Origin of the sequence: Streptomyces spinoverrucosus, from assembly GCF_015712165.1 — a bacterium.
Classification (GTDB): Bacteria; Actinomycetota; Actinomycetes; order Streptomycetales; family Streptomycetaceae; genus Streptomyces; species Streptomyces spinoverrucosus_A.
The window spans coordinates 824718-847273 of the sequence record NZ_JADPZX010000001.1; the positions used below are offsets into that span (position 1 = coordinate 824718).

Sequence of the window (22556 nt, forward strand, 5' to 3'; positions counted from 1 at the left end):
TGGCACAGACCAAGGCAGCACCTTCCCACATGAATCGGCCGTCCAACGGTGGCCCACGTCACAGAGCGTTGCTTCTCACACGGTCATCGCACAGCCATCCCACGATCACCTTCGGTTCATCACAGAGTGCGTCACACGGTGCGTACGAGGTTTCACAGCACTGGTGAGACAGCGATACTGCTGCACATGACGACCGACACCGAGGAGCCGCCCCTCACGATCGACGAGCTGGCCGCCCGGGCCGGTGTCACGGTGCGCACGGTCCGCTTCTACGGCACCAAGGGTCTGCTGCCGCCTCCGGTGATCGGTCCGCGGCGCGTGGGGCACTACGGGCGGGAGCATCTGGCCCGGCTGGCGCTGATCGAGGAGCTGCGGCAGCAGGGCATGACGCTGGCCGCGATCGAGCGGTACCTGCGTCAGCTGCCGCCGGACCTCACCGCCCACGACCTCGCCCTGCACCGCGCGGTGGTGGCCTCCTGGGCGCCGGACACGGTGGAGACGGTGACGCGTGCGGAGCTGGAGCGGCGGGCGGGGCGGTCCCTGACCGACGGTGAGGTCGAGCGGCTGGCCGCGATGGACGTCGTACGGACCGGGAGCGGCGACGCGTACGACGTCGACCTCGGTCTGCTGCGGCTCGGCGTCCGGCTGCTGGACGTGCCGCTCTCGCAGGAGGCGGTCCTGGCGGCGCGCAAGGTCCTCGTCGAACACTCGCGCGCCGCGGCTCACGAGCTCGCCCAGCTCTTCCGCGGTGAGGTGTCGGAGCGTGGGACGCGGGACGTGAAGTCCCTGTCCGCCCACATGCACCCCTTGGTGGTGCAGGCGCTCCTGACGACCTTCCAGCGGTCTCTGAAGGAGGAGCTGGGCGAGTGGCTCACGGAGTCAGGATCGGGCTGAGTCGCTGAACGGCTCCCCCTTCTCCGCCTTCTCCACCAGCAGCGCCGGCGGCGTGAAGCGGTCCCCGTAGCGCTCGGCGAGCTCACGCGCGCGGGCCACGAAGCCGGGCAGGCCGCCCTCGTAGCCGTTGATGTACTGCAGGACGCCGCCGGTCCAGCCCGGGAAGCCGATGCCGAAGATGGAACCGATGTTGGCGTCGGCGACCGACGTCAGCACGCCCTCCTCCAGCAGGCGGACGGTGTCGAGCGCCTCGGAGAAGAGCATCCGCTCCTGCATGTCCCGGAAGGGGATCTCGGCGCCGGCGCGCGTGAAGTGCTCCCGCAGTCCGGGCCACAGCCCCGCGCGCTTGCCGTCCTCCCCGTACTCGTAGAAGCCGGCGCCGCCGCTGCGGCCGGTGCGGCCGAACTCGTCGACCATGCGGTCGATGACGGCCTCCGCCGGGTGCGGGGTCCAGGTGCCGCCCGCCTCCTCCACGGCCCGCTTCGTCTCGTTGCGGATCTTGCGCGGGAGCGTGAGCGTCAGCTCGTCCATCAGGGACAGCACCTTGGCCGGGTAGCCCGCCTGGGCCGCCGCCTGTTCGACGGACGCGGGCTCGATGCCCTCGCCGACCATCGCCACGCCCTCGTTGATGAAGTGGCCGATCACCCGGGAGGTGAAGAAGCCGCGCGAGTCGTTGACGACGATCGGCGTCTTGTTGATCTGCCGGACCAGGTCGAAGGCCCGGGCGAGGGCCTCGTCGCCGGTCCGCTCGCCCTTGATGATCTCGACCAGCGGCATCTTGTCGACCGGCGAGAAGAAGTGCAGCCCGATGAAGTCGCCCTGGCGCTCGACGCCCTCGGCGAGGGCGGTGATGGGCAGCGTGGAGGTGTTGGAGCACAGCAGCGCGTCCGGCGCGACGACCTGCTCGATCTCCTGGAAGACCTTGTGCTTGAGCGAGGTGTCCTCGAAGACGGCCTCGATCACCGCGTCGCAGCCCGCGAGGTCCTGGACCTCGGCGGTGGGCGCGATGCGGGCCAGCAGCGCGTCGGCCTTCTCCTGCGTCGTACGGCCCTTGGCGACGGCCTTGGCGCACAGCTTCTCGGAGTAGCTCCTGCCCTTGAGGGCGGCCTCCAGGGAGACGTCCTTCAGGACGACCTCGATGCCGGCGCGGGCGCACGAGTAGGCGATGCCGGCGCCCATCATCCCGGCGCCGAGGACGGCGACCTTGCGGACCTGGCGGGACTCGATGCCCTTGGGGCGGTTGGCGCCGGAGTTGACGGCCTGGAGGTCGAAGAAGAACGCCTGGATCATGTTCTTCGAGGTCTGGCCTGCCGCCAGTTCCACGAAGTAGCGGGCCTCGATGACCTGGGCGGTCTCGAAGTCGACCTGGGAGCCCTCGACGGCGGCCGCGAGGATGTTGCGCGGCGCCGGGTAGGGGGCGCCGTTCGTCTGCTTGCGCAGATTGGCCGGGAAGGCGGGCAGGTTGGCGGCGAACTTGGGGTTGGCGGGCGTGCCGCCGGGGATCTTGTAGCCCGGCCGGTCCCAGGGCTGCTGGGACTCGGGGTTGGCGTCGATGAAGGCGCGCGCCTTGGCGAGCATCTCCTCCGGGGTCGACGCCACCTCGTGGATCAGGCCGTTCTCCAGCGCGCGCCCAGGGCTGTACTGGGTGCCCTGGAGGAGCACCTTGAGGAGGGCGTCGGCGATGCCCAGCAGGCGGACCGTGCGGACCACGCCGCCGCCTCCGGGCAGCAGGCCGAGGGTGACCTCGGGGCAGCCGATCTTGGAGCCGGGCGCGTCGAGGGCGACGCGGTGGTGGCAGGCGAGGGCGATCTCGTAACCGCCGCCCAGGGCCGCGCCGTTCATCGCGGCGACGACCGGCTTGCCCAGGGTCTCGATGCGGCGCAGGTCGCGCTTGATCGCCAGTCCGCCGTCGAACAGCTCCTGGGCGGTCTCGGGGGTGACGCGGATCAGGTCGCGCAGGTCGCCGCCGGCGAAGAAGGTCTTCTTGGCGGAGGTGAAGATGATGCCGCGGATCGCTTCCTTCTCGGCCTCCAGCCGGTCCGTGATCGCGGCAAGGGAGTCCCGGAACGCCTGGTTCATGGTGTTCGCGGACTGGCCCGGGTCGTCGAGGACGAGGGTGACGACGCCGGTCTCGTCCTGCTCCCAGCGGATGGTGGTGCTCTCGGTCATTGCTTCTCCGTATCGGGATCTGGGACGGGCCGGTCAGACGCGCTCGACGACGGTGGCGATGCCCATGCCGCCGCCGACGCACAGCGTGGCGAGGCCGAACCGCTTGTCCTGGCGCTCCAGTTCGTCGACGAGGGTGCCGAGGATCATCGCGCCGGTGGCGCCGAGCGGGTGGCCTAGGGCGATGGCGCCGCCGTTGACGTTGACCTTGTCCAGGGACAGGCCCATGTCCTTCACGAAGCGCAGGACGACCGCGGCGAAGGCCTCGTTGATCTCGACGAGGTCGATGTCGTCGATGGTGAGCCCGGCCTTGGCGAGCGCCTTGCGGGTGGCGGGGGCGGGGCCGGTGAGCATGATGGTGGGCTCGGAGCCGGAGACGGCGACGGAGACGATCCGCGCGCGCGGGGTGAGGCCGTGGCGCTCCCCCACCTCCTTGGAGCCGATCGCGACGAGGGCGGCGCCGTCGACGATGCCGGAGGAGTTGCCCGCGTGGTGCACGTGGTCGATCTGCTCCACCCAGTGGTACTTCTGCAGCGCCACCGCGTCGAAGCCGCCCAGGTCGCCGATGTCCGCGAACGACGGCTTCAGCTTGGCGAGCGAGTCGGCGGTGGTGCCGGGGCGCATGTGCTCGTCGTGGTCGAGGACGACCAGGCCGCTGCGGTCCTTCACCGGCACGACCGAGCGCTCGAAGCGGCCCTCCTTCCAGGCCGTCGCCGCCCGTTCCTGCGACAGCGCCGCGTACTCGTCGACGTCGCGGCGGGAGAAGCCCTCGACGGTGGCGATCAGGTCGGCGCCGATGCCCTGCGGGACGAAGTTCACCGCGAGGTTGGTCATCGGGTCGTTGAACCAGGCGCCGCCGTCCGAGGCCATCGGCACCCGGGACATCGACTCGACGCCGCCCGCGAGGACGAGGTCCTCCCAGCCCGAACGGACCTTCATCGCGGCCATGTTGACGGCCTCCAGGCCGGACGCACAGAAGCGGTTCTCCTGCACGCCCGCCACCGTGTCCGGCAGTCCGGCGGCGACGGCGGCGATCCGGGCGATGTCGGAGCCCTGGTCGCCCACCGGGCCGACCACACCGAGCACGATGTCGTCGATGGCGGCGGGGTCCAGGCTCGGGAAACGGTCGCGGAGTTCGTGGATGAGTCCGACGACCAGGTCGATGGGCTTGGTGCCGTGCAGGGCGCCGTTCGCCTTGCCCCGTCCGCGCGGGGTGCGGATCGCGTCGTACACGTACGCTTCGGTGGTCACTGGGGGGCCTTTCGGTGAGGGGCTGTCGAGAGGGCTTCGGACGTCGGGGACCCGCCTGGTGTCAGGAGGCCGGGTACGTCCCAGTCGCGGGCCACCTCCGCGGTGTCGGCACCGGGCTGTGCCGGGCCGGTCCGGACGGCGGTCGGGGTGGCGGAGAAGCGGGGTGCGGGGGCCGGCTGGGTGATGCCGCCGTGGTCGGTGAAGGTGCCGCGCGCGGCGAGGTGCGGGTGGTGCGGGGCCTCGCGCAGCGACAGTACGGGCGCCACGCAGGCCTCGGTGCCCTCGAAGAGGGCCGTCCACTCGTCCCTCGTACGGGTCTTGAAGCGGGCGGCGACGGCCTCGCGCAGTTCGCCCCAGCGGGTGACGTCCTTGCGGGCCGGGGCCTGGTCGGCGATGCCGAGCAGCGTGACGAACTCGTCGTAGAACTGCTGCTCCAGCGCGCCCACCGCCATGTACTGGCCGTCGGCCGTCTCGTAGGTGCCGTAGAACGGGCAGCCGCCGTCGAGAAGGTTGGCGCCGCGCCGGTCCTGCCAGCCGCCGGCGGCGAGCATGCCGTGGATCATCGCGGCGAGGTGGGTGGCTCCGTCGACGATGGCGGCGTCGACGACCTGGCCGGTGCCGGTGGCGCGGGCGTGGTGCAGGGCGGCGAGGACGCCGACGACCAGGTACAGGGAGCCGCCCGCGTAGTCGCCGACCAGGTTGGCGGGGACGGCCGGGGCCTCGTCGGGGCGGCCGATCATGCCGAGGGTGCCGGTCAGCGCGATGTAGGCGATGTCGTGGCCGGCGCGGTGGGCGAGGGGGCCCTCCTGGCCCCAGCCGGTCATCCGGCCGTAGACGAGGGCGGGGTTGCGGGCGTGGCAGGCCTCGGGGCCGACGCCGAGGCGCTCGGCGACGCCGGGGCGGTAGCCCTCGATCAGGATGTCGGCGCGGGCCGCGAGGTCCAGGACACGGGCGGGGCCGTCCGGGGACTTGAGGTCGACGACCACCGAGCGCTTGTTGCGGTTGGTGATGTCGTAGTCGGGGTCGATCGCGAGGCCGGTGCCGCCGGGGCGGTCCACGCGGACGACGTCGGCGCCGAGGTCGGCGAGGAGCATCGCGGCGAACGGGCCCGGGCCGATCCCGGCCAGCTCGACCACGCGGACGCCGGTGAGCGGGCCGTGCGGTGGCGGCGTCTTTGCCGTGGTCATCCAGCCCCCTGTCGCTGTGACACAACTGATGTAACACCGGTGATGGTAAGAACGGGTTTCAGTGGGCACAAGGCCTGAACGAGCAAGCGCTTAGACATCCAGGGTGCCAGGCGGTCGGCGGCTCGGCGCCCGGGACGGTCAGGGCGTGGGCGTGGGTGGTGTCGTCAGCGCGAACTCGCGTACTTTCTCCCACTTCTTCAGGGCGTTCCTGGGCACGGTCACCGTCCACCTCCGGGCTCGTCGTCGGGCTCCGCACTCCTCACGCTAGCCTCAGCCACCGACAGCGGCGCGGGCTGCGGAAGCGAGGGGTGTCATGAGCAAGCCGACGAAGGCGGACCGTCCGTACGACATCGTGCTCTTCGGAGCCACGGGGTTCGTCGGGACGCTCACGGCCGAGTACCTCGCCGCGCACGCCCCGAAGGACCTGCGCTGGGCCGTCGCCGGCCGGAGCGAACTTCAGCTGGCGCGGCTGCGCGAGCGACTGCGGGAGCAGTCGCCGCAGGGCGCGGAGATCGGAGTGCTGCGGGCCGACGTGAGCGAACCGGCCTCGCTGCGCCGACTCGCCGGGCACGCGCGCGTGGTGGCCACGACGGTGGGCCCCTATGTGACGTACGGCGAGGAACTCGTGGCCGCCTGCGCGGACCTGGGTACGGACTATGTCGACCTGTCGGGTGAGCCCGAGTTCGTCGACCTGGTGTACGTCCGTCATGACGCACGCGCGCGGGAGACCGGTGCGCGGCTGGTGCACGCCTGCGGGTTCGACTCGGTGCCGCACGACCTGGGCGTGTACTACACCGTCCAGCAGTTGCCGGAGGGCGTGCCGCTGACGGTGGACGGGTTCGTGACCGCCGACGCGGCCTTCTCGGGCGGGACCTTCGCCTCCGCGCTGAACCAGTTCGCGCGGGCCCGGCAGATGGCGGCCGCCGCGCGGGAACGGCACCGGCACGAGCCGCGGCTGGTGGGGCGGCGGGCGACGACGCCGAACGGGGCGCCGCGGTTCGTCCCCGAGGTGCGCTCCTGGGCGTTGCCGCTGCCGACCATCGACCCGCAGATCGTGCGCCGGTCGGCGAAGGCTCTGGATCGGTACGGTCCCGACTTCCGCTACCGGCACTACGCCGCCGTACGGCGGCTGCCGGTAGCGGTGGGCGGGGTCGCGGCGCTGGGCGCGGTCGTGGCGGCCGCCCAACTGCCGCCCGCCCGGCGCTGGTTGTCCGGCCGGCTCAGGCCCGGGGAGGGGCCGAGCGCCGAGAAGCGGGCGAAGAGCTGGTTCTCCGTGCGCTTCGTGGGTGAGGGCGGCGGCCGGAAGGTGTTCACCGAGGTCGCGGGCGGCGACCCCGGGTACGGCGAGACGGCGAAGATGTTCGCCGAGGGGGCGCTGTCGCTGGCCTTCGACGACCTCCCGCCGACCGCCGGGCAGGTCACCACGGCGGTGGCGATGGGCGACGCCCTGCTGGAACGGCTGCGCGCGGCGGGGATCACGTTCCGGGTGGCCGCGAGCCGGTAGTCACAGCCCCGTTACATCGACCACTGCGCCAGCGTGTAGATCATCCCGGCGATCCAGCCGAGACCGGCCAGTACGGCCAGGACCAGCGCCAGCGTCACGGCACGTTCGACGGGGCGGCTGGGGTGGGCGAGGGGCTTGGGGGCACGGTGCGTCGTCATGCGGCCCACCCTGCCGATCATGACGCCGCGCCGGCATCCGTACGCGTACTCAGAAGGCCCCCGGCCCGCACGCGCACGTACTCACGGACGCCGCGGTCGGCTCAGCCGACGGTGGCCTCCCGCAGGGCGCGGCGGCACAGGGCGTCGGCGTGGCGGGTCGACTCCGGCAGGCGGTAGCGCGGGCTGAGCCGCAGGACATGGGCGCACGCCGTGTCCAGGCCGACGCGGTGCCCGACCGACACGTACACCGGCTTGATGCCCTGCTGGGTGCGCAGGGCGCGGCCGACCACCTCGTCGCCCGCCAGCAGCGGGGACGACGACCCGCGCGCGGGTGCCGGGTCGGCGTAGGTGAAGGTGAACGGGTTCTTGGCGACGCCGATCGTGGGCAGGCCGGTGAGGACGCCGAGGTGGCTGGCGAGCCCGAAGCGGCGCGGGTGGGCGAGGCCGTAGCCGTCGCAGACCACCAGGCCCGGCGGGCGGGGCAGGGCGTCGAGGGCGGCCAGGACGGTGGGGATCTCGCGGAAGGCGAGCAGGCCGGGCACGTACGGGAAGGAGATCCGTCCGACGGCGGTGGCCTCGGCGACGACGTCGAGGGTGGCCGCGTCCAGCACGACGGCCGCGGCCGCCACCACGTCCCGCTCGTCGTCGTAGGCGACGTCGACGCCGGTGACGTGACCCGTGCCGGGCGGCGGCCCGGGCTCGTCCAGCACCACCCTCCGGCGCAACTCGTCCTGGACCGCGCGGGCCTCTTCCTCGGTGGTGGGCCAGCCTTCGGGGATGCGAACGGTCGTCGTCATGGTGGTGACGAGGGTACGGGGCCGGGCGGCCCGTACGCCGGGCCGCCCGGGATCGGTTCACTTACCGAGGGCCTGCTGCAGCTGCTGCTTGTTCATGTCCGAACGGCCGTGGATGTTGCGCCGCTTGGCCTCCTCGTACAGCTGGTCGTAGGTGGGCCCCTGGGACCCCTTGCCGGACCGCTGGCCGCCCCGCTTGCCGGACGACATGTCCTGGATGGACGTACGGCTCGCGGTCTTGGACTCGCCGGACCGGGCGCGTTCCTTGTTCACCGTGCGCGCCGCGATCTCCTTGGCGCGACCCGTGCTCTCGCCCCGCTCCTGAGCACTCTTCTTGATGTGCTCATACTGGCGTTCCTGTTTGGGGCTCGAACCGCTTGGCATGTCCGCTCACTTCCTCTCACGTTGGGCGAACGAGTACCCCCATCGTGGGTGAATACGGCATTCCGGGCGCGGCCAGCTCTCCAGACGGGCGACGCGCCCTGCCGCAAGAGGGGGCTACGGTGACGGAGGTCACCCCACGCGCGTGTGCACGCATGCGCCGATTCCGTCGTCTCACCCAGTGCCCGGCCTCATCACCGGAAGTCCGTCCGGCCGTCACAAGGGAGCAAGGCGATGTCCACCGTCATCGAGCAGACAGTCGAGGCGCGCCTCGTCGCCGCCGCGCCGCGGATGCCGAGCATCCCCGCGACGCTGAGCTACGCGCTGACCGACCCGTTCGCGATCCGTATGACGTTCCCGGCCCAGGCCACGCTGGAGGACGAGGAGGTCTGCTGGACCTTCTCCCGTGAACTGCTGGCGGCCGGTCTGCTCGGCCCCGAGGGCCAGGGCGACGTGCGCGTGCGGCCGTACGGCTACGACCGCACGGTGCTGGAGTTCCACGCCGCCGAGGGCATCGCAGTGGTGCACGTCCGCTCGGGCGAGCTGCGCCGGTTCCTGCAGGCGACGCGCATGCTGGTGCCCGAGGGCCTGGAGCACGCCTACCTCGACCTGGACCACGACCTGGCCGAGCTGATGCGGGACGCCTGCTGACCCACCCCTTCCGATGTGCCGGTGAGCCCTGGACGCGGACGCCCGTTAATCCGTTGACAGGCCCCGGCGCCCCTCGTACGGTGTACAGCGGTTCTGTTGCCGCCGATTGGAGAAGGACGTTGCTCGTCTGAGGTCCTGAGACACCGCGTCACACCCGTCCGGTGTGCACGCCGCGTGCGACCTCGGCGTTCGAGCCGTCCTTGCGGAGCAGGGCTTTTCTCGTTCTCCCCCACCCAAGGGTTCTCCCCTCCGGGCCCCACGGCCCGCCCGGTGGTCGCCGCCTTCCGGTGTCTCGACACGCGTTGCCCCTGACCGCATCAAGCAACCGCGAGGCCCGTATGCATACTTCGATCACCTGTACGTCCCTCTCCTTCGCCTGGGCCGACGGCACCTCCGTCTTCGACGGCCTCGACGCCTCCTTCGGCCCCGGCCGGACCGGGCTCGTCGGCGTCAACGGATCGGGGAAGTCGACCCTGCTGAAACTGATCGCCGGCGATCTCACCCCGGCGGACGGCGCCGTACGCGTCGCGGGCGAGGTGGGCTACCTCCCGCAGAACGTCACCCTGGACACCGCCCTGCGCGTCGACGAGGCCCTCGGCATCGCCGACCGGCGTGCCGCGCTGCACGCCATCGAGGCCGGTGACGTGGCCGAGGAGCACTTCGAGACCGTCGGCGACGACTGGGACGTCGAGGAGCGCGCCCTGGCCACCCTGGGCGAGCTCGGCCTCGGCCATGTCGACCTCGACCGCACCATCGGCGAGGTCTCCGGCGGGGAGTCCGTCCTGCTGCGGCTGGCCGCGCTGCTGCTGCGCCGGCCGGACGTCCTGCTGCTGGACGAGCCCACCAACAACCTCGACCTGTACGCGCGCAGGCGGCTGTACACGGCCGTCGCGGCCTGGCCCGGCGTCATGGTGGTGGTCAGCCACGACCGTGAGCTGCTCGAACTGGTCGACCAGATCGCCGATCTGCGCTCCGGCGAGATCACCTGGTACGGCGGCAACTTCTCGGCGTACGAGGACGCACTGGAGGTCGAGCAGGCCGCCGCCGAGCGGATGGCGCGGGTCGCCGAGGCCGACTTCCGCAAGCAGAAGCGCGAACTGGCCGACGCCCAGGCCAAGTTGGCCCGCCGCAAGCGGTACGGCCAGAAGATGTACGAGCAGAAGCGCGAGCCGAAGATCGTCATGGGGGCGCGCAAGCGCGCGGCGGAGGTCTCCGCGGGCAAGCACCGCATCATGCACGAGGAGAAGCTCGCCGAGGCACGGGAGCGCCTCGACGAGGCGGTGGAGGCGGTGCGGGACGACGACGAGATCCGCGTCGACCTGCCGTACACGGCCGTGCCGCCGGGCCGGAGCGTGCTCACCCTGCGGGACCTGGAGCTCGCGTACGGCGCCCGGGTCGAGGGCGGCTTCGATCTGCACGGTCCCGAGCGGATCGCGCTGGTCGGGCGCAACGGCGCGGGCAAGTCGACGCTGCTGCGCACCATCGCCGGGGAGCTGCGGCCGGTCGCGGGCGAGGCGACGGCCCATGTGCCGCTCCGCTTTCTGCCGCAGCGCCTCGACGTCCTCGACGGCGGGCTGACGGTCGCCGAGAACGTGGCCCGGTTCGCGCCGGGCGCCACCAACAACCGGATCCGGGCCAGGCTCGCCCGCTTCCTGTTCCGGGGTGCCCGGGCCGACCAGCAGGCGGGCACGCTGTCCGGCGGTGAACGCTTCCGGGCGACGCTGGCCGCGCTGATGCTGGCGGAACCGGCGCCGCAGCTGCTGATGCTGGACGAGCCGACGAACAACCTGGACATGGCGAGCGTGCGGCAGCTCACCACGGCCCTGGAGTCGTACGAAGGGGCGCTGATCGTGGCCAGCCACGACATGCCGTTCCTGGAGTCGATCGGAATCACGCGGTGGCTGCTGCTGGACGGAGCACTCAAGGAAACCACGCCAGAAGCTGTCGGACATCCCGCCTAGCCCGGAGGTGACGGCCGACCGGGCGCCGGGGTTCTTCACGGTCGGCGACCGGGTGTGACCCGTGCGGGCCACGGGGCTGTCGTCTCCGACAATGTCCCTGCATGATGTCGGCCGACCCCGACAGGTTTCGGCCACACCCGGGTAACCGACCCAGCAAGACCGCCCCATCCGATACGGAGACCGCCCGTGCCCAGCAAGAAGGCCCTCATCCGTCGCCCCGGCCCGCGCCTCACCGAAGGCCTGGTGACGCACATCCAGCGGGAGAAGGCCGACGTCGAGCTCGCGGTCCGGCAGTGGGAGGCGTACGCGGAGGCGCTGCGCACGCACGGCTGGGAGACCGTCGAGGTCGATCCGGCCGACGACTGCCCGGACGCGGTGTTCGTCGAGGACACCGTGGTCATGTACAAGAACGTCGCCCTGATCGCGCGCTCCGGCGCCGAGTCCCGACGGGAGGAGGCCGCGGGCGTCGAGGAGGTCGTCGCCCGGCTGGGCTGCTCGGTGAACTGGATCTGGGAGCCCGGCACGCTGGACGGGGGTGACGTACTGAAGATCGGCGACACGATCTACGTCGGCCGCGGCGGCCGCACCAACGCCGCCGGCGTCCAGCAGCTGCGGGCCGCCTTCGAGCCGCTGGGGGCGCGCGTGGTCGCCGTGCCCGTCAGCAAGGTGCTGCACCTGAAGTCCGCGGTCACGGCGCTGCCCGACGGGACCGTGATCGGGCACATCCCGCTGATGGACACGCCGTCCCTCTTCGGGCGTTTCCTGCATGTGCCGGAGGCCTCCGGCTCGCACGTGGTGCTGCTCGGCGGCGACAAGCTGCTGATGGCGGCCAGCGCCCCGAAGACCGCCGAGCTGTTCTCGGACCTCGGCTACACGCCGGTCGTGGTCGACATCAGCGAGTTCGAGAAGCTCGAAGGGTGTGTGACATGCCTCTCGGTGCGGCTGCGGGAGCTGTATGCCTGACCGGGTGAGGTCCACGCCGGACAGGCCCCGGGACCTGGGAATCCCGGTGCTGTCCGGATGCCTGTGCGACCCCTGGGAAGAGGGTCTGAACAGCACTCTTTACAGCGCGCTTAACCTACGGCTTCGTAACCTACGGTCTCGTAGCCTACGATCCCGTAGGTTCCGGCGCCGCTCGCCGGCCCGACTGCCTTTGTTCGACGTCCCCCTGGAGTACCCGTGACGATCACCTCTCCGCACCTCGGCAGCCCCTCCGTCTGGACCGACGCCCGGCTGCTGTACGCCCTGGAGGAAGTGGTCGAGAAGGAACTCAACCGCCATCTGAAGGTGGCCAAGGACTGGATGCCGCACGAGTACGTGCCGTGGACCGACGGCCGTAACTTCCCCGGCCTCTTCGAGGACGGCGAGGCCTGGGACAAGGAGCAGTCCAAGGTCACCGAGATCGGCCGGATCGCGCTGGTGGTCAATCTGCTGACCGAGGACAACCTGCCCAGCTACCACCACGAGATCGCCTCGCTCTTCGGCCGCGAAGGCGCCTGGGGCACCTGGGTGCACCGCTGGACCGCCGAGGAGGGCCGGCACGGCATCGTGATGCGCGACTACCTGCTCACCTCGCGCGCGGTGGACCCGGACAAGCTGGAGCAGTTCCGGATGTCGCACATGAGCGAGGGCTTCGAGTCGGACAACCGGCACTCGATGCTGCACTCGATCGCCTACGTCGCCTTCCAGGAGCTCGCGACCCGTATCTCGCACCGCAACACCGGCCACCAGTCGGGCGACCCGGTCTGCGACCGGATGCTGGCGCGGATCGCGACCGACGAGAACCTGCACATGGTCTTCTACCGGAACCTGCTCAAGGCGGCCTTCGAGCTCGCGCCCGACCTGACCATGCAGGCGGTACGGGACGTCGTCGTCAACTTCCGCATGCCCGGCCACGGCATCCCCGGCTTCGAACGGGCCGCCGCGCAGATGGCCATCGGTGAGGTCTACAACCTGCGCATCCACCACGACGACGTGCTCCAGCCCGTGCTGCGCTTCCTGAAGGTCCTGGAGATCGACGGCCTCGGCCCCGAGGGCGTCAAGGCGCAGGAGGAGCTCGGCCTGTTCATGAACGGGCTGGACACGGAGGCCCGCAAGTTCGACGAGAAGCTGGCGGCGCGCAAGGCGCGGATGGCGGCACGCCGGGCGGTCTGACGCCTCGGGTGACGGTGTCCGCGTCCGCGTCCGTCAGGAGGACGTACGGCGGAGTTGGAGCCGTTCCTTCTCGGACAGGCCGCCCCAGACGCCGAAGCGTTCGTCGTTGGCCAGGGCGTAGTCGAGGCAGGCGGTGCGCATCTCGCACAGGCCGCAGATGCGCTTCGCCTCGCGCACCGAGCTGCCCGGCTCGGGAAAGAAGAAGTCCGCCCCGGTCTGAGCGCACAGCGCCTGGCCCTGCCAGGCGGTGTCCGCGGGGGTGATGGTTTCGAAGTGCATGCCTCAGAGCGTGCCGAGGCGTGAAAAACGTTCGATCAACGCGGGCTCAACGCCGGGGACGAGGGCCTCCGGCCGCCCTGATGATGCCCGCGTGGCGGGACGTGGCGCACGGCGGCGCGCGGGGGCGGTTGAAAACGGGAAGAGTCCTGTCTGTCACTGATGGTGACCTGCCGCGGGGGTTCGGCACGCGATTGTCAGTGGGCGGTGCAAGACTCGGCACTGCAGGCAACGGGCCCTTCCCGGAGGCAATGATGCTCACCACCCGTTTCGTCAACGGCGCTCCGAACTGGATCGATGTCGGCACCTCCGACATCGACGGCGCCATCCACTTCTACGGCGGTCTCTTCGGCTGGGAGTTCCGGTCGGCGGGGCCCGAGGCCGGCGGCTACGGCTTCTTCCAGCTGGACGACAGGACCGTCGCCGGCGCGATGCAGACCACCGGAGAGCAGGGCCCGCCGTCCTGGACGGTGTACTTCCAGAGCCCGGACGCGCAGGCCTCGGCCAAGACGGCCGAACAGGCGCACGGGCGGGTGCTCATGGAGCCCATGGACGTGATGGGCCAGGGCCACATGGCCCTCCTGGCCGACCAGCAGGGCGTGCCGTTCGGCATCTGGCAGCCGGGGCTGAACAAGGGCGTGGACGTGATGAACGAGCCCGGCACACTGTGCTGGCTGGAGCTGTACACACCGGACATCGCGGCGGCCGCCGGCTACTACAACAGGCTGCTCGGCTGGGAGACGTCGGCGGTGAACTTCCCGGGCGGCTCGTACACGTGCGTGAACCCGGCCGGGGAAGGTGAGGACGCCATGTTCGGCGGCCTGGTCCCGCTGCCCGACGACCCCTCCGAGGACACCGCCTACTGGCTGCCGTACTTCGAGGTCACCGACACGGACGCCGCGGTGAGCAAGGCGCGGCAGCTGGGCGGCACGGTCCGGATGGAGGCCATGGACCTGCCGGACGTGGGCCGCATCGCCAAGCTGGCCGACCCGTTCGGCGCCCGCTTCGCGGTGATCAGGAGCGCGCAGCCGCAGAGTTGAGCCATAGCCTCCTGTTATGCGGAGGCGCGGCGTACGAGCGTCGTCGACAGGACGACACCGGTCGCCGCGTCTGTCCCTGGCGCGTCGGGTTGCCGGCTGAGGCGGCGGAGCAGGAGGCGGGCCATCAGGCGCCCCATCTCCTCGATGTCCTGACGGATCGTGGTGAGCGGCGGGTCGGTCTGCTCGGCGACGGTGAGCATGTCGTCGAAGCCGACGACGGCGACGTCGTCGGGGACGCGCCGCCCGTGCTCCCGCAGCACGCGCAGGGCGCCCGCGGCCATGAGGTCGTTGGCGGCGAACACGGCGTCCAGGTCGGGGCGGCGGTCCAGGAGTTCGCGCATTGCCCGCTCACCCCCGGCCGGGGTGAAGTCGCCCTCCACGATCAGTCGCGGGTCGGTGCCGGCCATGACGTCCCGGAAGCCGTCGAGCCGGTCCACCGCCGACGTCTGGTCGAGGGCCCCGGCGATGTGCGCGACGCGTCTGCGGCCCAGGCCGACGAGATGGCGTACGGCTTCGCGGGCACCGCCCCGGTTGTCGCTGTCGACGTACACCGCGCTGCGGGTGCCGTCGCTCCAGCCGGGGCGACCGCCGAACACGGTCGGGACGCCTGCGCCCTGGATCAGTCCGGGCAGGGCGTCGTCGAGGTGCAGGGAGAACACCAGCGCGCCGTCGACATGTCCGCCGGCGAGATAGCGGCCGACGCGGGCGTGGTCGTCGCGGCCTTCCGTGAGCAGCAGCACGAGTTGGTTGTCGTGGGCGGTCAGCTCCTGGCTGATGCCGCGGAGTTGGAGCGCGAAGAAGGGGTCGGCGAAGACGCGGGTCTCCGGCTCGGCGATGACGACGGCGACGGCGTCGTGCCGCTTGGTCACCAGGGTGCGGGCAGCCTGGTTGGGGACGTACCCGAGTTCCTCGACGGCCCGCCGCACCCGCTCGGCCAGCGGCTCACGCACCCCGTTCCCGCCGTTGACCACCCGCGAGACGGTGGCCCGCGACACCCCGGCCAGGGCGGCCACGGCCTCCAGCGTGGGACGCGACACTGCCTCGGACACTTCGGAACTCCTCACCGGCGCTTGCCGATCAGGATAACGGCACGCCAGGAGCTGGCAGAGAGCGCTCTCGACGGCAGCGGCAGCGGCAGCGGCAGCGGCAGCGGCAGCGGCAGCGGCAGCGGCAGCGGCAGCGGCAGCCGTGCGAACGTCGACGGAGTGGAGCGTGCTCCACTCCGTCGACCGAAACTTCAGTGCTGGTGCGACCCTTGCTGCGCGTGCGGATGATGCGGCTCATAACCCGGAATCGTCCCGTCCGGCTTCTTCACCAGGAACAGCCCCACCATCCCCATGTCCGAGTGGCTCTGCACATGGCAGTGGTACATCCACGCCCCGGCGCCCACACCCTCCCCCGCGATCACCTGGAAACCGAAGGAGTCGGCCGGGCCGGTGATCTTGTTGTCGATGACCTGGCTGGGGTCGTCGGGGCCGGTCAGCATGCCGGTGCGGTTGTCGGCCCAGCGGTGACCGTGCATGTGGAAGGTGTGGTAGTACTCGCCGTGGGTGATCACGACGAACTCGACCCGGTCGCCCACCGTGGCCTCGAAGTCGGGGCCGGTGTGCGGCGGCCTGTTGTTGATCAGCATGTCGTTGAAGACGATCGTATGGGTGCGGTCCGGGAGGATGTCGCCCTTCCTGCGGACGATCACCGGGCCGTACAGGCCCTTCCTCAGTCCGCCGGTGCCGTGCTCCGTGCCCACCACGTGGTCGTGGTAGTGCCAGTAGCCGGCGCTGCCCGCCCGCCAGGTGCCGTCCTTGCGGCGGCCGGGGGCGTGGGTGCGCCAGGTGTAGGTGCGGGTGGCGCCCGGCTCCACATGGCTCTTGTTCAACTTGGTGCCGTCGCTGGTGATTTCGTAGTCCAGGCCGTGCACGTGCAGGCTGACCGGCACATCCATCGTGTTCTCGAACTCGATGTGCACGGTGTCGCCTTCGTTGAGCTCGATCAGCGGACCGGGAATCGACGCCTTGCCCTTCTCGAAGCCGTAGCCCATCTGCCCGTCGGCGAGCTTCTCGGCGTAGAGCTTGATGCGCCTGACCGCACCCCCGGCCGGAGCCGTCCGGGCCGCCTCACCGGCGCCGGTCGCCTCGGATGCCAGGGACAACGATGTCGCGACGGCGGCGCCGCCCAGGAGGACCCGCCGGTTGAACCCACGTCTGTCCATGCCGAACTCCCCACTCCGGTACGGGATTCGAGACGGTAGCGGGACCCCCGGCGTTTATCCACACCCAGGACAAAGTTCGTTCCATCGCGGTCATACCTATTGGCGAACGACGCAAAGAGGTCTAGCTTCTAGGCGCTGTTGCTGTGACCGACGAGGGGTGGATGACCACATGCGGTCCACATCGCACCACAGACCCATGACCTCAAGGGAGTTGAGCCGGAAAAGGGCCGGAAAGCGGGCCTGGACGGCCGTCCTGACGGCCGGATTAGTCACCGCGGGCCTGCTCTCCGGACCTGCCGCGGGCGCGCTCCCGGCTCCGGATCCCTCCCTGACAACGATGTCCGTCAAGTCGCCGCCCGGCGGCGCCAACGTCCGCGTAATGATCTTCTACGGAACCGCGGCGGCCGGAGACGAGTCTCCGGTGGTGAACGCCGGTATCGAGGCGATCGAGCAGATCGGCCTGTCCGGCCCCGCGAAGGAGCGCTTCAAGGTCGAGGCCACCAACGACGCCTCGGTCTTCACCAACGAGACCAGGCTGGGCCGTTACAACGCGATCGTGTTCCTCACCGGCGGCGGCGACGTCCTGGAGCCGGAGCAGGAGGCGGGCCTGGAGGCCTACATGGAGGCGGGCGGCGGTTTCGTCGGCATCCATGACGCGGCCCGCGCTGAGCCGTACTCCGACTGGTTCACCGGCCTCGTCGGCGCCCGCCCGGCGTCGAACAGCCCAACGGCCGTGCAGCGGGCGACCGTCGAGGTCGGCGACCGCCGGCATCCGGCCACCAAGGACCTGCCGGTCCAGTGGAAGCGCCCCGACCAGTGGCCCAACTGGGTGAAGAACCCGTCCGGCGAGGTGCACACGGTGGCCCGGGTGCGCGAGTCGACGTACCAGCCCGGCGCGAGCGCCAACGGCTGGGACCACCCGATCAGCTGGTGCCGCGACTACGACGGCGGCCGCTCCTTCTACACCGGCATGGGCGGCACGGTGTCGTCGTACGACGAGACCGACTTCCGTACGCATCTGCGCGGCGCCCTGCTGTGGACCACCCGGCTCGTGCAGGCCGACTGCAAGGCGACGATCAACGGCAACTACAAGGCCGAGCGGCTGACCAAGGCCAACCAGCCGGGACAGAACGACCAGATCGGCGAGCCGCACGGCCTGGTCACCGCCCCCGACGGCCGCGTCCTCTACATCGGCCGCGGCGGCGCCGACTCCTCCCAGCCGGTGATCACCGACTGGAACAACCCGGACATCGGCAAGGGCAAGGGCGAGATCCACGTCTACGACCCGAAGACCAAGCAGGTCACCCTGGCCGGGGCCCTCACCGTCTTCGGCAACAAGGGCGGCGGCGACGAGCTGGTCAAGGTCGAGGAGGGGCTCCTCGGCATCGAGCTCGACCCGCGCTTCGAGGAGAACGGCTGGGTGTATCTGCACTACACCCCGCACTCGCGGCTCAACCGCGACACGCGCATGGCCGAGCGGTACGTCTCCCGCTTCACGCTCGACCCGGCCACGAACAAACTGGACCTGAGCAGTGAGAAGGTACTGCTCAAGTGGCCGGTGCAGGTCCACAGTTGCTGCCACGCGGGCGGCGGGATGGCCTGGGACTCCAAGGGCAACCTGTACATCGCGACCGGCGACAACAACTCCAGCCGCTTCAGCGACGGTTACTCGGGCAACAACCCGGAGCCGAACTACAAGGGCGTCTCCTTCGCCGACGCGCGCCGCACCGCGGGCAACACCAACAACCTCAACGGCAAGATCCTGCGCATCCACCCGGAGCCCGACGGGACCTACACCCTGCCGGACGGCAACCTGTTCACCGGCAAGGAGACCGACGAGGGCGGCGGCAAGACGCGCGGCGAGATCTATGTGATGGGGGTCAGGAACCCGGCCCGCATCTTCGTCGACAAGGACACGGACATCCTGTACGCGGGCTGGGTCGGCCCGGACGCCGGGGAACCGTCCACCACCTGGGGCCCGGCCAAGTACGACACGTTCGCCGCCATCACCAAGGCGAGCAACCGGGGCTGGCCGTACTGCATGGGCAACAAGCAGCCCTACCGGGACCGCAACCTGCCGGATCCGTCGAAGCCGCTCGGCTGGTACGACTGCGATCACCCGAAGAACGAGTCCCCGAACAACGACGGCCTGGTCAACCTGCCGCCGGTCACGGGCAACAACATCTGGTACTCGCCCCAGGGCGGCGCCCCCGACTTCCCGCGCGACGCGAACGGCATCCCCTCCTACAAGCAGGAGGAGGCCACCTACCGGCTGCCGTGGCTGAAGGGCGGCGGGCAGGCCGCGATGAACGGGCCGGTCTACCGGTACGACGACGTGTCGGCCACCAGCGACATCAAGTGGCCGGCGTACTGGGACGGCAAGTGGTTCGTCGGCGACTTCTACGACGCCGACCAGCCGCGCAACGCCGTGCTGATGGATCCGAAGACGCTGGGTGACGGCGGGCTGCCGGTGCACTCGGAGTCGCTGAAGAAGATCGTGCCGATCGGCAACGACGGCATCAAGAACCTCATGGACTGGAAGTTCGGTCCGGACGGCGCGCTGTACGTCCTCGACTACGGGCGCGGCTTCTTCACCTCGGACGCCAAGTCGGCGCTGTGGCGCGTGACGTACCAGGGCGGCGGGCCCACGCCGGCCGCCGACCAGCTGGCGAGAGGGGCACAGTGACACGCCAACGAAGAATCCTCACGGCCCTGCTGGCCGCCGTACTGATGATGCTCGGGCTGCAGGCCACCACGGCCGTGGGCGAGCCGGAGCGGGCCGAGGCCGCCCAGGTCCTCACCTGGACCGCCGGCAACGACATCGACAAGTACCTCTCCGCGCCGAAGACGGCCGTGGCCGGTCAGGCGACGATCGTCTTCGAGAACAGCGTGGCCACCGGCAACACCACCGGTATGCCGCACACGCTGACGTTCGTCACCAGCGACCCGGAGTTCAACTCCGACGTCCAGCTCAACATCCTGGCCAACCCCAACGACGACCAGGGCGGCAAGCACACGGCCGAGGTCACCCTCACCCCGGGCCGGTACTTCTACCACTGCACGATCCCCGGCCACGGCCAGATGCAGGGCATCCTGACGGTGACCGAGGGCAGCGGCGAGGACACCACCGCGCCGGAGGCGTCGGCGCACGTCAGCGGCACGCAGAACCAGCAGGGCCAGTACGTCGGCTCAGCCAGCGTGGCGCTGCACGCCACCGACAACACCGGCGGCTCCGGCGTCGACCGGATCGAGTACGCCATCGGCGACGCCGGCGCCTGGCAGCCGTACACCAACCCGGTCGTCGTCGACCAGGTCGGCAGTCACAAGGTCCGCTACCGGGCGTTCGACAAGGCGGGGAACGTCTCCGCCGAGAGGAGCGCCGAGTTCACGGTGGTGGCCCCGCCGACGGACGACACGACAGCGCCGGAGACGTCGGCGACGGTGAGCGGGGAGAAGAACCCCGACGGTACGTATGTCGACATGGCGACGGTCACCGTCACCGCGTCCGACACCGGGTCCGGGGTCAACACCATCGAGTACGCGATCGGCGCCTCCGGGGCCTGGCAGCCGTACACCCAGCCGGTGATGGTGCATCAGGTGGGTACGCACACCGTCCGCTACCGCGCCGCCGACAAGGCGGGGAACGTGGCGGCGGAGAAGAGCGTCGAGTTCACGGTGGTCGCCGCGCCGCCGCAGGACACCACCCCGCCGGTGACGGGCGTGACCGTCGAAGGGACGCGGAACTCCGACGGGGCGTATGTGGCGAGCGCCAAGGTGACCGTCAGCGCGACCGACGAGGGTGAGGTCGCGAGCGTCGAGTACTCGCTCGACGGCGGGCCCTATCTCGCGTACACCGGTCCCGTGATCGTCGACCGGGCGGGCGCGCACAGCGTGGCGTACCGGGCGACCGACAAGGCGGGCAACACCTCCGCGGCGCGGACCGTGAGCTTCACGGTGGTCGCGGGCGGAGTGCCCGCGCCGCCCTGTCCGGAGTACGACGAGCGGTTGACGGTGATCGTCGGCACGGTCGACTCGGGTGTGCCGAACCGGCTGACCAACAACCGGTGCCGGATCAACGAGCTGATCGAGGACGAGAAGGAGTGGACGTCCCACGCGCTGTTCCTCAAGCACGTGAAGACGGTCCTGGACCGGCTCCGTACCGAGGGCGTGATCGACCAGCGTGAGTACAACGCCATCACGAAGGCGGGCCGTCAGTCGGGGATCGGCAAACCCGGTCAGACCGAGGGCTATCGCTCGCTGTTCGACGGCAGCGCGGACTCCTTCGCCAAGTGGCAGCACGTGGGCGGCGGTTCGTTCGCGGTGAACGCCGACGGCACGATGACCAGCGGCACCACCAAGGCCGGGCTCGGCATGCTGTGGTTCCCGCAGCGCAAGTACGGCGACTTCTCGCTGAAGCTCCAGTGGCGGGACGACGCTCCCGGCACCGGCAACGCCAACTCCGGGGTGTTCGTGCGGTTCCCGTACGTCCATGACCACCCGGAGGAGTCGCGGCCGGAGTGGGTCGCCATCAAGTACGGGCACGAGGTGCAGGTGCTCGACCGGCCGGACGGCGACATGTACAAGACGGGCTCGGTCTACGGCTTCGACCGGGTGGGGCTCGCGGGTGCGGGCGTGACCCAGAAGGGCACGTGGAACGACTACGAGATCCGGGTGGTCGGCCAGCACTACTCGGTCTACCGCAACGGCGTGCTGATCAACGAGTTCGACAACATCGGCGGCCAGGACTTCTACCCGGCCCGCTCGGACGACCCGGGCACGGACGGGCGGCGGTTCGCCTCCGGCTACATCGGGCTCCAGGTGCACGGCACGACGGATGTGGTCTCGTACCGGGACATCCGGATCAAGGAGTTGTAGGTCCCTCCTTGCGGGCTCGGCTCGGCTGTACCCGCTTGGGCTCCCCCGGCATCTTGGGGTACTCGGGCGGGTACGGCAGATCGCCGAGCCCGTGGTCGCGCTCGTCCTTGTTGGCCAGCTCCAGGAGCGCGTCCAGTGAGTAACGACGGTCGTCCATGTCCGCGTGCACGTCGCCGAGTTCGGCGAAGCGCGCGGGCATGGTCGCGAGGTCGAAGTCCCGAGGGTGGGCCACCCCGACCTCCTCCCAGCGCAGGGGCGCCGAGACGGGGGCGTGCGGGCGGGGGCGTACGGAGTAGGCGGAGGCGATCGTGCGGTCCCGCGCGGTCTGGTTGTAGTCGATGAAGATCTTCTCGCCCCGCTCCTCCTTCCACCACTTGATCGTGACGCGCTCCGGCATCCGGCGCTCCATCTCCCGGCCGACGGCGATGGCGGCGCGGCGGACCTGGGTGAAGGTCCAGCGGGGCTCGATGGGCACGAACACGTGCAGGCCACGGCCGCCGGAGGTCTTGGGGAAGCCGCGCAGGCCGCCGAACTCGTCGAGGACGGTGCGCAGTTCGTGGGCGGCGCGGACGGCGTCGTCGTAGTCGGTGCCGGGCTGCGGGTCGAGGTCGATGCGCAGTTCGTCGGGGCTGTCGACGTCGTCGCGGCGCACCGGCCACGGGTGGAAGGTGAGCGTGCCGTACTGGGCGGCCCACAGCACGGCGGCCTCCTCGGTCGGGCACATCTCGTCGGCGCTGCGGCCGCTGGGGAAGGTGATGTGGGCGGTGGGGATCCAGTCGGGCATGTTCTTGGGCGCACGTTTCTGGAAGAAGGACTCGCCGGTGACGCCGTCCGGGTAGCGCTCCAGGGTGGTGGGCCGGTCGCGCAGGGCGCGCAGGATGCCGGGGCCGACGGCGATGTAGTACCGGGCGAGGTCCAGCTTGGTGAAGCCGCGCTCCGGGAAGAACACCTTGCCGGGACTGGACAGCCGTACGGTCCGGCCGCCCGCTTCCAGTTCCACCGCGTCACCCATGCGAGCCACGGTAGGCGCACCGCACCCGACTCGCACACCGGAC

The 22556-nt window shown here is 70.6% G+C and carries 19 protein-coding genes; 9 read left to right on the forward strand and 10 right to left on the reverse strand.

Annotation, left to right across the window (positions count from 1 at the left end; translation table 11 throughout):
• Positions 1 to 186: 186 nt before the first annotated feature.
• Complete coding sequence (locus I2W78_RS03835) at positions 187 to 894, forward strand: MerR family transcriptional regulator (protein WP_196456948.1); 708 nt, start codon at positions 187 to 189, stop codon at positions 892 to 894.
• Here I2W78_RS03835 and I2W78_RS03840 read toward each other — a convergent pair.
• Genes I2W78_RS03840 through I2W78_RS03850 form a run of 3 tightly spaced genes read right to left on the reverse strand, consistent with a single transcriptional unit; the run spans position 880 to position 5498 of the window.
• The gene (locus I2W78_RS03840; RefSeq protein ID WP_196456950.1) at positions 880 to 3063 is read right to left on the reverse strand and encodes a 3-hydroxyacyl-CoA dehydrogenase NAD-binding domain-containing protein; all 2184 of its coding nucleotides are present in this window, start codon (positions 3061 to 3063) and stop codon (positions 880 to 882) included. The two genes, I2W78_RS03835 and I2W78_RS03840, sit on opposite strands and share 15 nt — an antisense overlap.
• 33 nt (positions 3064 to 3096) lie before the next feature.
• The gene (locus I2W78_RS03845) at positions 3097 to 4311 is read right to left on the reverse strand and encodes an acetyl-CoA C-acetyltransferase (RefSeq protein WP_196456952.1); all 1215 of its coding nucleotides are present in this window, start codon (positions 4309 to 4311) and stop codon (positions 3097 to 3099) included.
• Complete coding sequence (locus tag I2W78_RS03850; RefSeq protein ID WP_196456953.1) at positions 4308 to 5498, reverse strand: CaiB/BaiF CoA transferase family protein; 1191 nt, start codon at positions 5496 to 5498, stop codon at positions 4308 to 4310. Before I2W78_RS03850 ends, I2W78_RS03845 begins: the two co-directional genes overlap by 4 nt.
• Before the next feature lie 313 nt (positions 5499 to 5811).
• On the opposite strand from I2W78_RS03850, the gene I2W78_RS03855 reads away from it, so the two are divergent.
• Positions 5812 to 7002 carry a saccharopine dehydrogenase family protein gene (locus I2W78_RS03855; protein ID WP_196456954.1) on the forward strand — a complete coding sequence of 397 codons (1191 nt, stop codon included), beginning with the start codon at positions 5812 to 5814 and terminating at the stop codon, positions 7000 to 7002.
• Positions 7003 to 7013: 11 nt separating this feature from the next.
• Here I2W78_RS03855 and mmpA read toward each other — a convergent pair whose 3' ends face one another.
• From mmpA to I2W78_RS03870, 3 genes are all read right to left on the reverse strand, one after another.
• The gene (gene mmpA, locus I2W78_RS03860) at positions 7014 to 7160 is read right to left on the reverse strand and encodes a morphogenic membrane protein MmpA (protein WP_196464836.1); all 147 of its coding nucleotides are present in this window, start codon (positions 7158 to 7160) and stop codon (positions 7014 to 7016) included.
• Between the two features lie 101 nt (positions 7161 to 7261).
• A complete protein-coding gene (locus tag I2W78_RS03865) occupies positions 7262 to 7957 on the reverse strand; it encodes an endonuclease V (RefSeq protein WP_196456955.1) in 696 nt (231 codons plus the stop codon).
• Positions 7958 to 8014: 57 nt separating this feature from the next.
• A complete protein-coding gene (locus tag I2W78_RS03870) occupies positions 8015 to 8338 on the reverse strand; it encodes a plasmid stabilization protein (protein WP_196456956.1) in 324 nt (107 codons plus the stop codon).
• A gap of 231 nt (positions 8339 to 8569) precedes the next feature.
• Here I2W78_RS03870 and I2W78_RS03875 point away from each other — a divergent pair, with 231 nt between their 5' ends.
• The 4 genes from I2W78_RS03875 (at position 8570) to I2W78_RS03890 (ending at position 13101) form a co-directional block, all read left to right on the forward strand.
• Positions 8570 to 8986, forward strand: coding sequence for an SsgA family sporulation/cell division regulator (locus I2W78_RS03875; RefSeq protein WP_196456957.1), 417 nt, complete (start codon positions 8570 to 8572; stop codon positions 8984 to 8986).
• 338 nt (positions 8987 to 9324) lie between these two features.
• A complete protein-coding gene (locus tag I2W78_RS03880; protein ID WP_196456959.1) occupies positions 9325 to 10947 on the forward strand; it encodes an ABC-F family ATP-binding cassette domain-containing protein in 1623 nt (540 codons plus the stop codon).
• 186 nt (positions 10948 to 11133) lie between these two features.
• The gene (ddaH, locus tag I2W78_RS03885; protein ID WP_196456961.1) at positions 11134 to 11910 is read left to right on the forward strand and encodes a dimethylargininase; all 777 of its coding nucleotides are present in this window, start codon (positions 11134 to 11136) and stop codon (positions 11908 to 11910) included.
• A gap of 216 nt (positions 11911 to 12126) precedes the next feature.
• Complete coding sequence (locus I2W78_RS03890; protein ID WP_196456963.1) at positions 12127 to 13101, forward strand: acyl-ACP desaturase; 975 nt, start codon at positions 12127 to 12129, stop codon at positions 13099 to 13101.
• Between the two features lie 33 nt (positions 13102 to 13134).
• Here the strand turns inward: I2W78_RS03890 and I2W78_RS03895 are convergent, their stop codons facing one another.
• Complete coding sequence (locus I2W78_RS03895) at positions 13135 to 13380, reverse strand: WhiB family transcriptional regulator (RefSeq protein WP_196456965.1); 246 nt, start codon at positions 13378 to 13380, stop codon at positions 13135 to 13137.
• A gap of 251 nt (positions 13381 to 13631) precedes the next feature.
• Between I2W78_RS03895 and I2W78_RS03900 the strand changes: the two genes are divergently transcribed.
• A complete protein-coding gene (locus I2W78_RS03900) occupies positions 13632 to 14417 on the forward strand; it encodes a VOC family protein (protein WP_196464395.1) in 786 nt (261 codons plus the stop codon).
• 14 nt (positions 14418 to 14431) lie between these two features.
• Here the strand turns inward: I2W78_RS03900 and I2W78_RS03905 are convergent, their stop codons facing one another.
• Both I2W78_RS03905 and I2W78_RS03910 read right to left on the reverse strand, forming a co-directional pair.
• Positions 14432 to 15466 (reverse strand): LacI family DNA-binding transcriptional regulator, encoded by a 1035-nt coding sequence (locus I2W78_RS03905; protein ID WP_196456967.1) that lies wholly within the window; start codon positions 15464 to 15466, stop codon positions 14432 to 14434.
• Between the two features lie 188 nt (positions 15467 to 15654).
• Positions 15655 to 16626, reverse strand: coding sequence for a multicopper oxidase domain-containing protein (locus tag I2W78_RS03910; RefSeq protein ID WP_196456969.1), 972 nt, complete (start codon positions 16624 to 16626; stop codon positions 15655 to 15657).
• Between the two features lie 196 nt (positions 16627 to 16822).
• Here I2W78_RS03910 and I2W78_RS03915 point away from each other — a divergent pair, with 196 nt between their 5' ends.
• Together I2W78_RS03915 and I2W78_RS03920 are read left to right on the forward strand one after the other, a co-directional pair.
• On the forward strand, positions 16823 to 19312 hold the full coding sequence (locus I2W78_RS03915; protein WP_196456971.1) for a ThuA domain-containing protein: 2490 nt from the start codon (positions 16823 to 16825) through the stop codon (positions 19310 to 19312).
• A gap of 44 nt (positions 19313 to 19356) precedes the next feature.
• Positions 19357 to 21501 carry an OmpL47-type beta-barrel domain-containing protein gene (locus tag I2W78_RS03920; RefSeq protein ID WP_196464396.1) on the forward strand — a complete coding sequence of 715 codons (2145 nt, stop codon included), beginning with the start codon at positions 19357 to 19359 and terminating at the stop codon, positions 21499 to 21501.
• Here the strand turns inward: I2W78_RS03920 and ligD are convergent.
• Positions 21488 to 22513 carry a non-homologous end-joining DNA ligase gene (gene ligD / locus I2W78_RS03925; RefSeq protein ID WP_196456973.1) on the reverse strand — a complete coding sequence of 342 codons (1026 nt, stop codon included), beginning with the start codon at positions 22511 to 22513 and terminating at the stop codon, positions 21488 to 21490. The two genes, I2W78_RS03920 and ligD, sit on opposite strands and share 14 nt — an antisense overlap.
• Between the last annotated feature and the right edge of the window lie 43 nt (positions 22514 to 22556).

Coding starts and splice junctions, on each gene's coding strand:
- I2W78_RS03835 (WP_196456948.1), top strand. CDS start 187: ATGACGACCGACACCGAGGAGCCGCCCCTCACGATCGACGAGCTGGCC.
- I2W78_RS03840 (WP_196456950.1), bottom strand. CDS start 3,063: ATGACCGAGAGCACCACCATCCGCTGGGAGCAGGACGAGACCGGCGTC.
- I2W78_RS03850 (WP_196456953.1), bottom strand. CDS start 5,498: ATGACCACGGCAAAGACGCCGCCACCGCACGGCCCGCTCACCGGCGTC.
- I2W78_RS03855 (WP_196456954.1), top strand. CDS start 5,812: ATGAGCAAGCCGACGAAGGCGGACCGTCCGTACGACATCGTGCTCTTC.
- mmpA (WP_196464836.1), bottom strand. CDS start 7,160: ATGACGACGCACCGTGCCCCCAAGCCCCTCGCCCACCCCAGCCGCCCC.
- I2W78_RS03865 (WP_196456955.1), bottom strand. CDS start 7,957: ATGACGACGACCGTTCGCATCCCCGAAGGCTGGCCCACCACCGAGGAA.
- I2W78_RS03870 (WP_196456956.1), bottom strand. CDS start 8,338: ATGCCAAGCGGTTCGAGCCCCAAACAGGAACGCCAGTATGAGCACATC.
- I2W78_RS03875 (WP_196456957.1), top strand. CDS start 8,570: ATGTCCACCGTCATCGAGCAGACAGTCGAGGCGCGCCTCGTCGCCGCC.
- I2W78_RS03880 (WP_196456959.1), top strand. CDS start 9,325: ATGCATACTTCGATCACCTGTACGTCCCTCTCCTTCGCCTGGGCCGAC.
- I2W78_RS03895 (WP_196456965.1), bottom strand. CDS start 13,380: ATGCACTTCGAAACCATCACCCCCGCGGACACCGCCTGGCAGGGCCAG.
- I2W78_RS03900 (WP_196464395.1), top strand. CDS start 13,632: ATGCTCACCACCCGTTTCGTCAACGGCGCTCCGAACTGGATCGATGTC.
- I2W78_RS03910 (WP_196456969.1), bottom strand. CDS start 16,626: ATGGACAGACGTGGGTTCAACCGGCGGGTCCTCCTGGGCGGCGCCGCC.
- I2W78_RS03915 (WP_196456971.1), top strand. CDS start 16,823: ATGACCTCAAGGGAGTTGAGCCGGAAAAGGGCCGGAAAGCGGGCCTGG.
- I2W78_RS03920 (WP_196464396.1), top strand. CDS start 19,357: ATGATGCTCGGGCTGCAGGCCACCACGGCCGTGGGCGAGCCGGAGCGG.
- ligD (WP_196456973.1), bottom strand. CDS start 22,513: ATGGGTGACGCGGTGGAACTGGAAGCGGGCGGCCGGACCGTACGGCTG.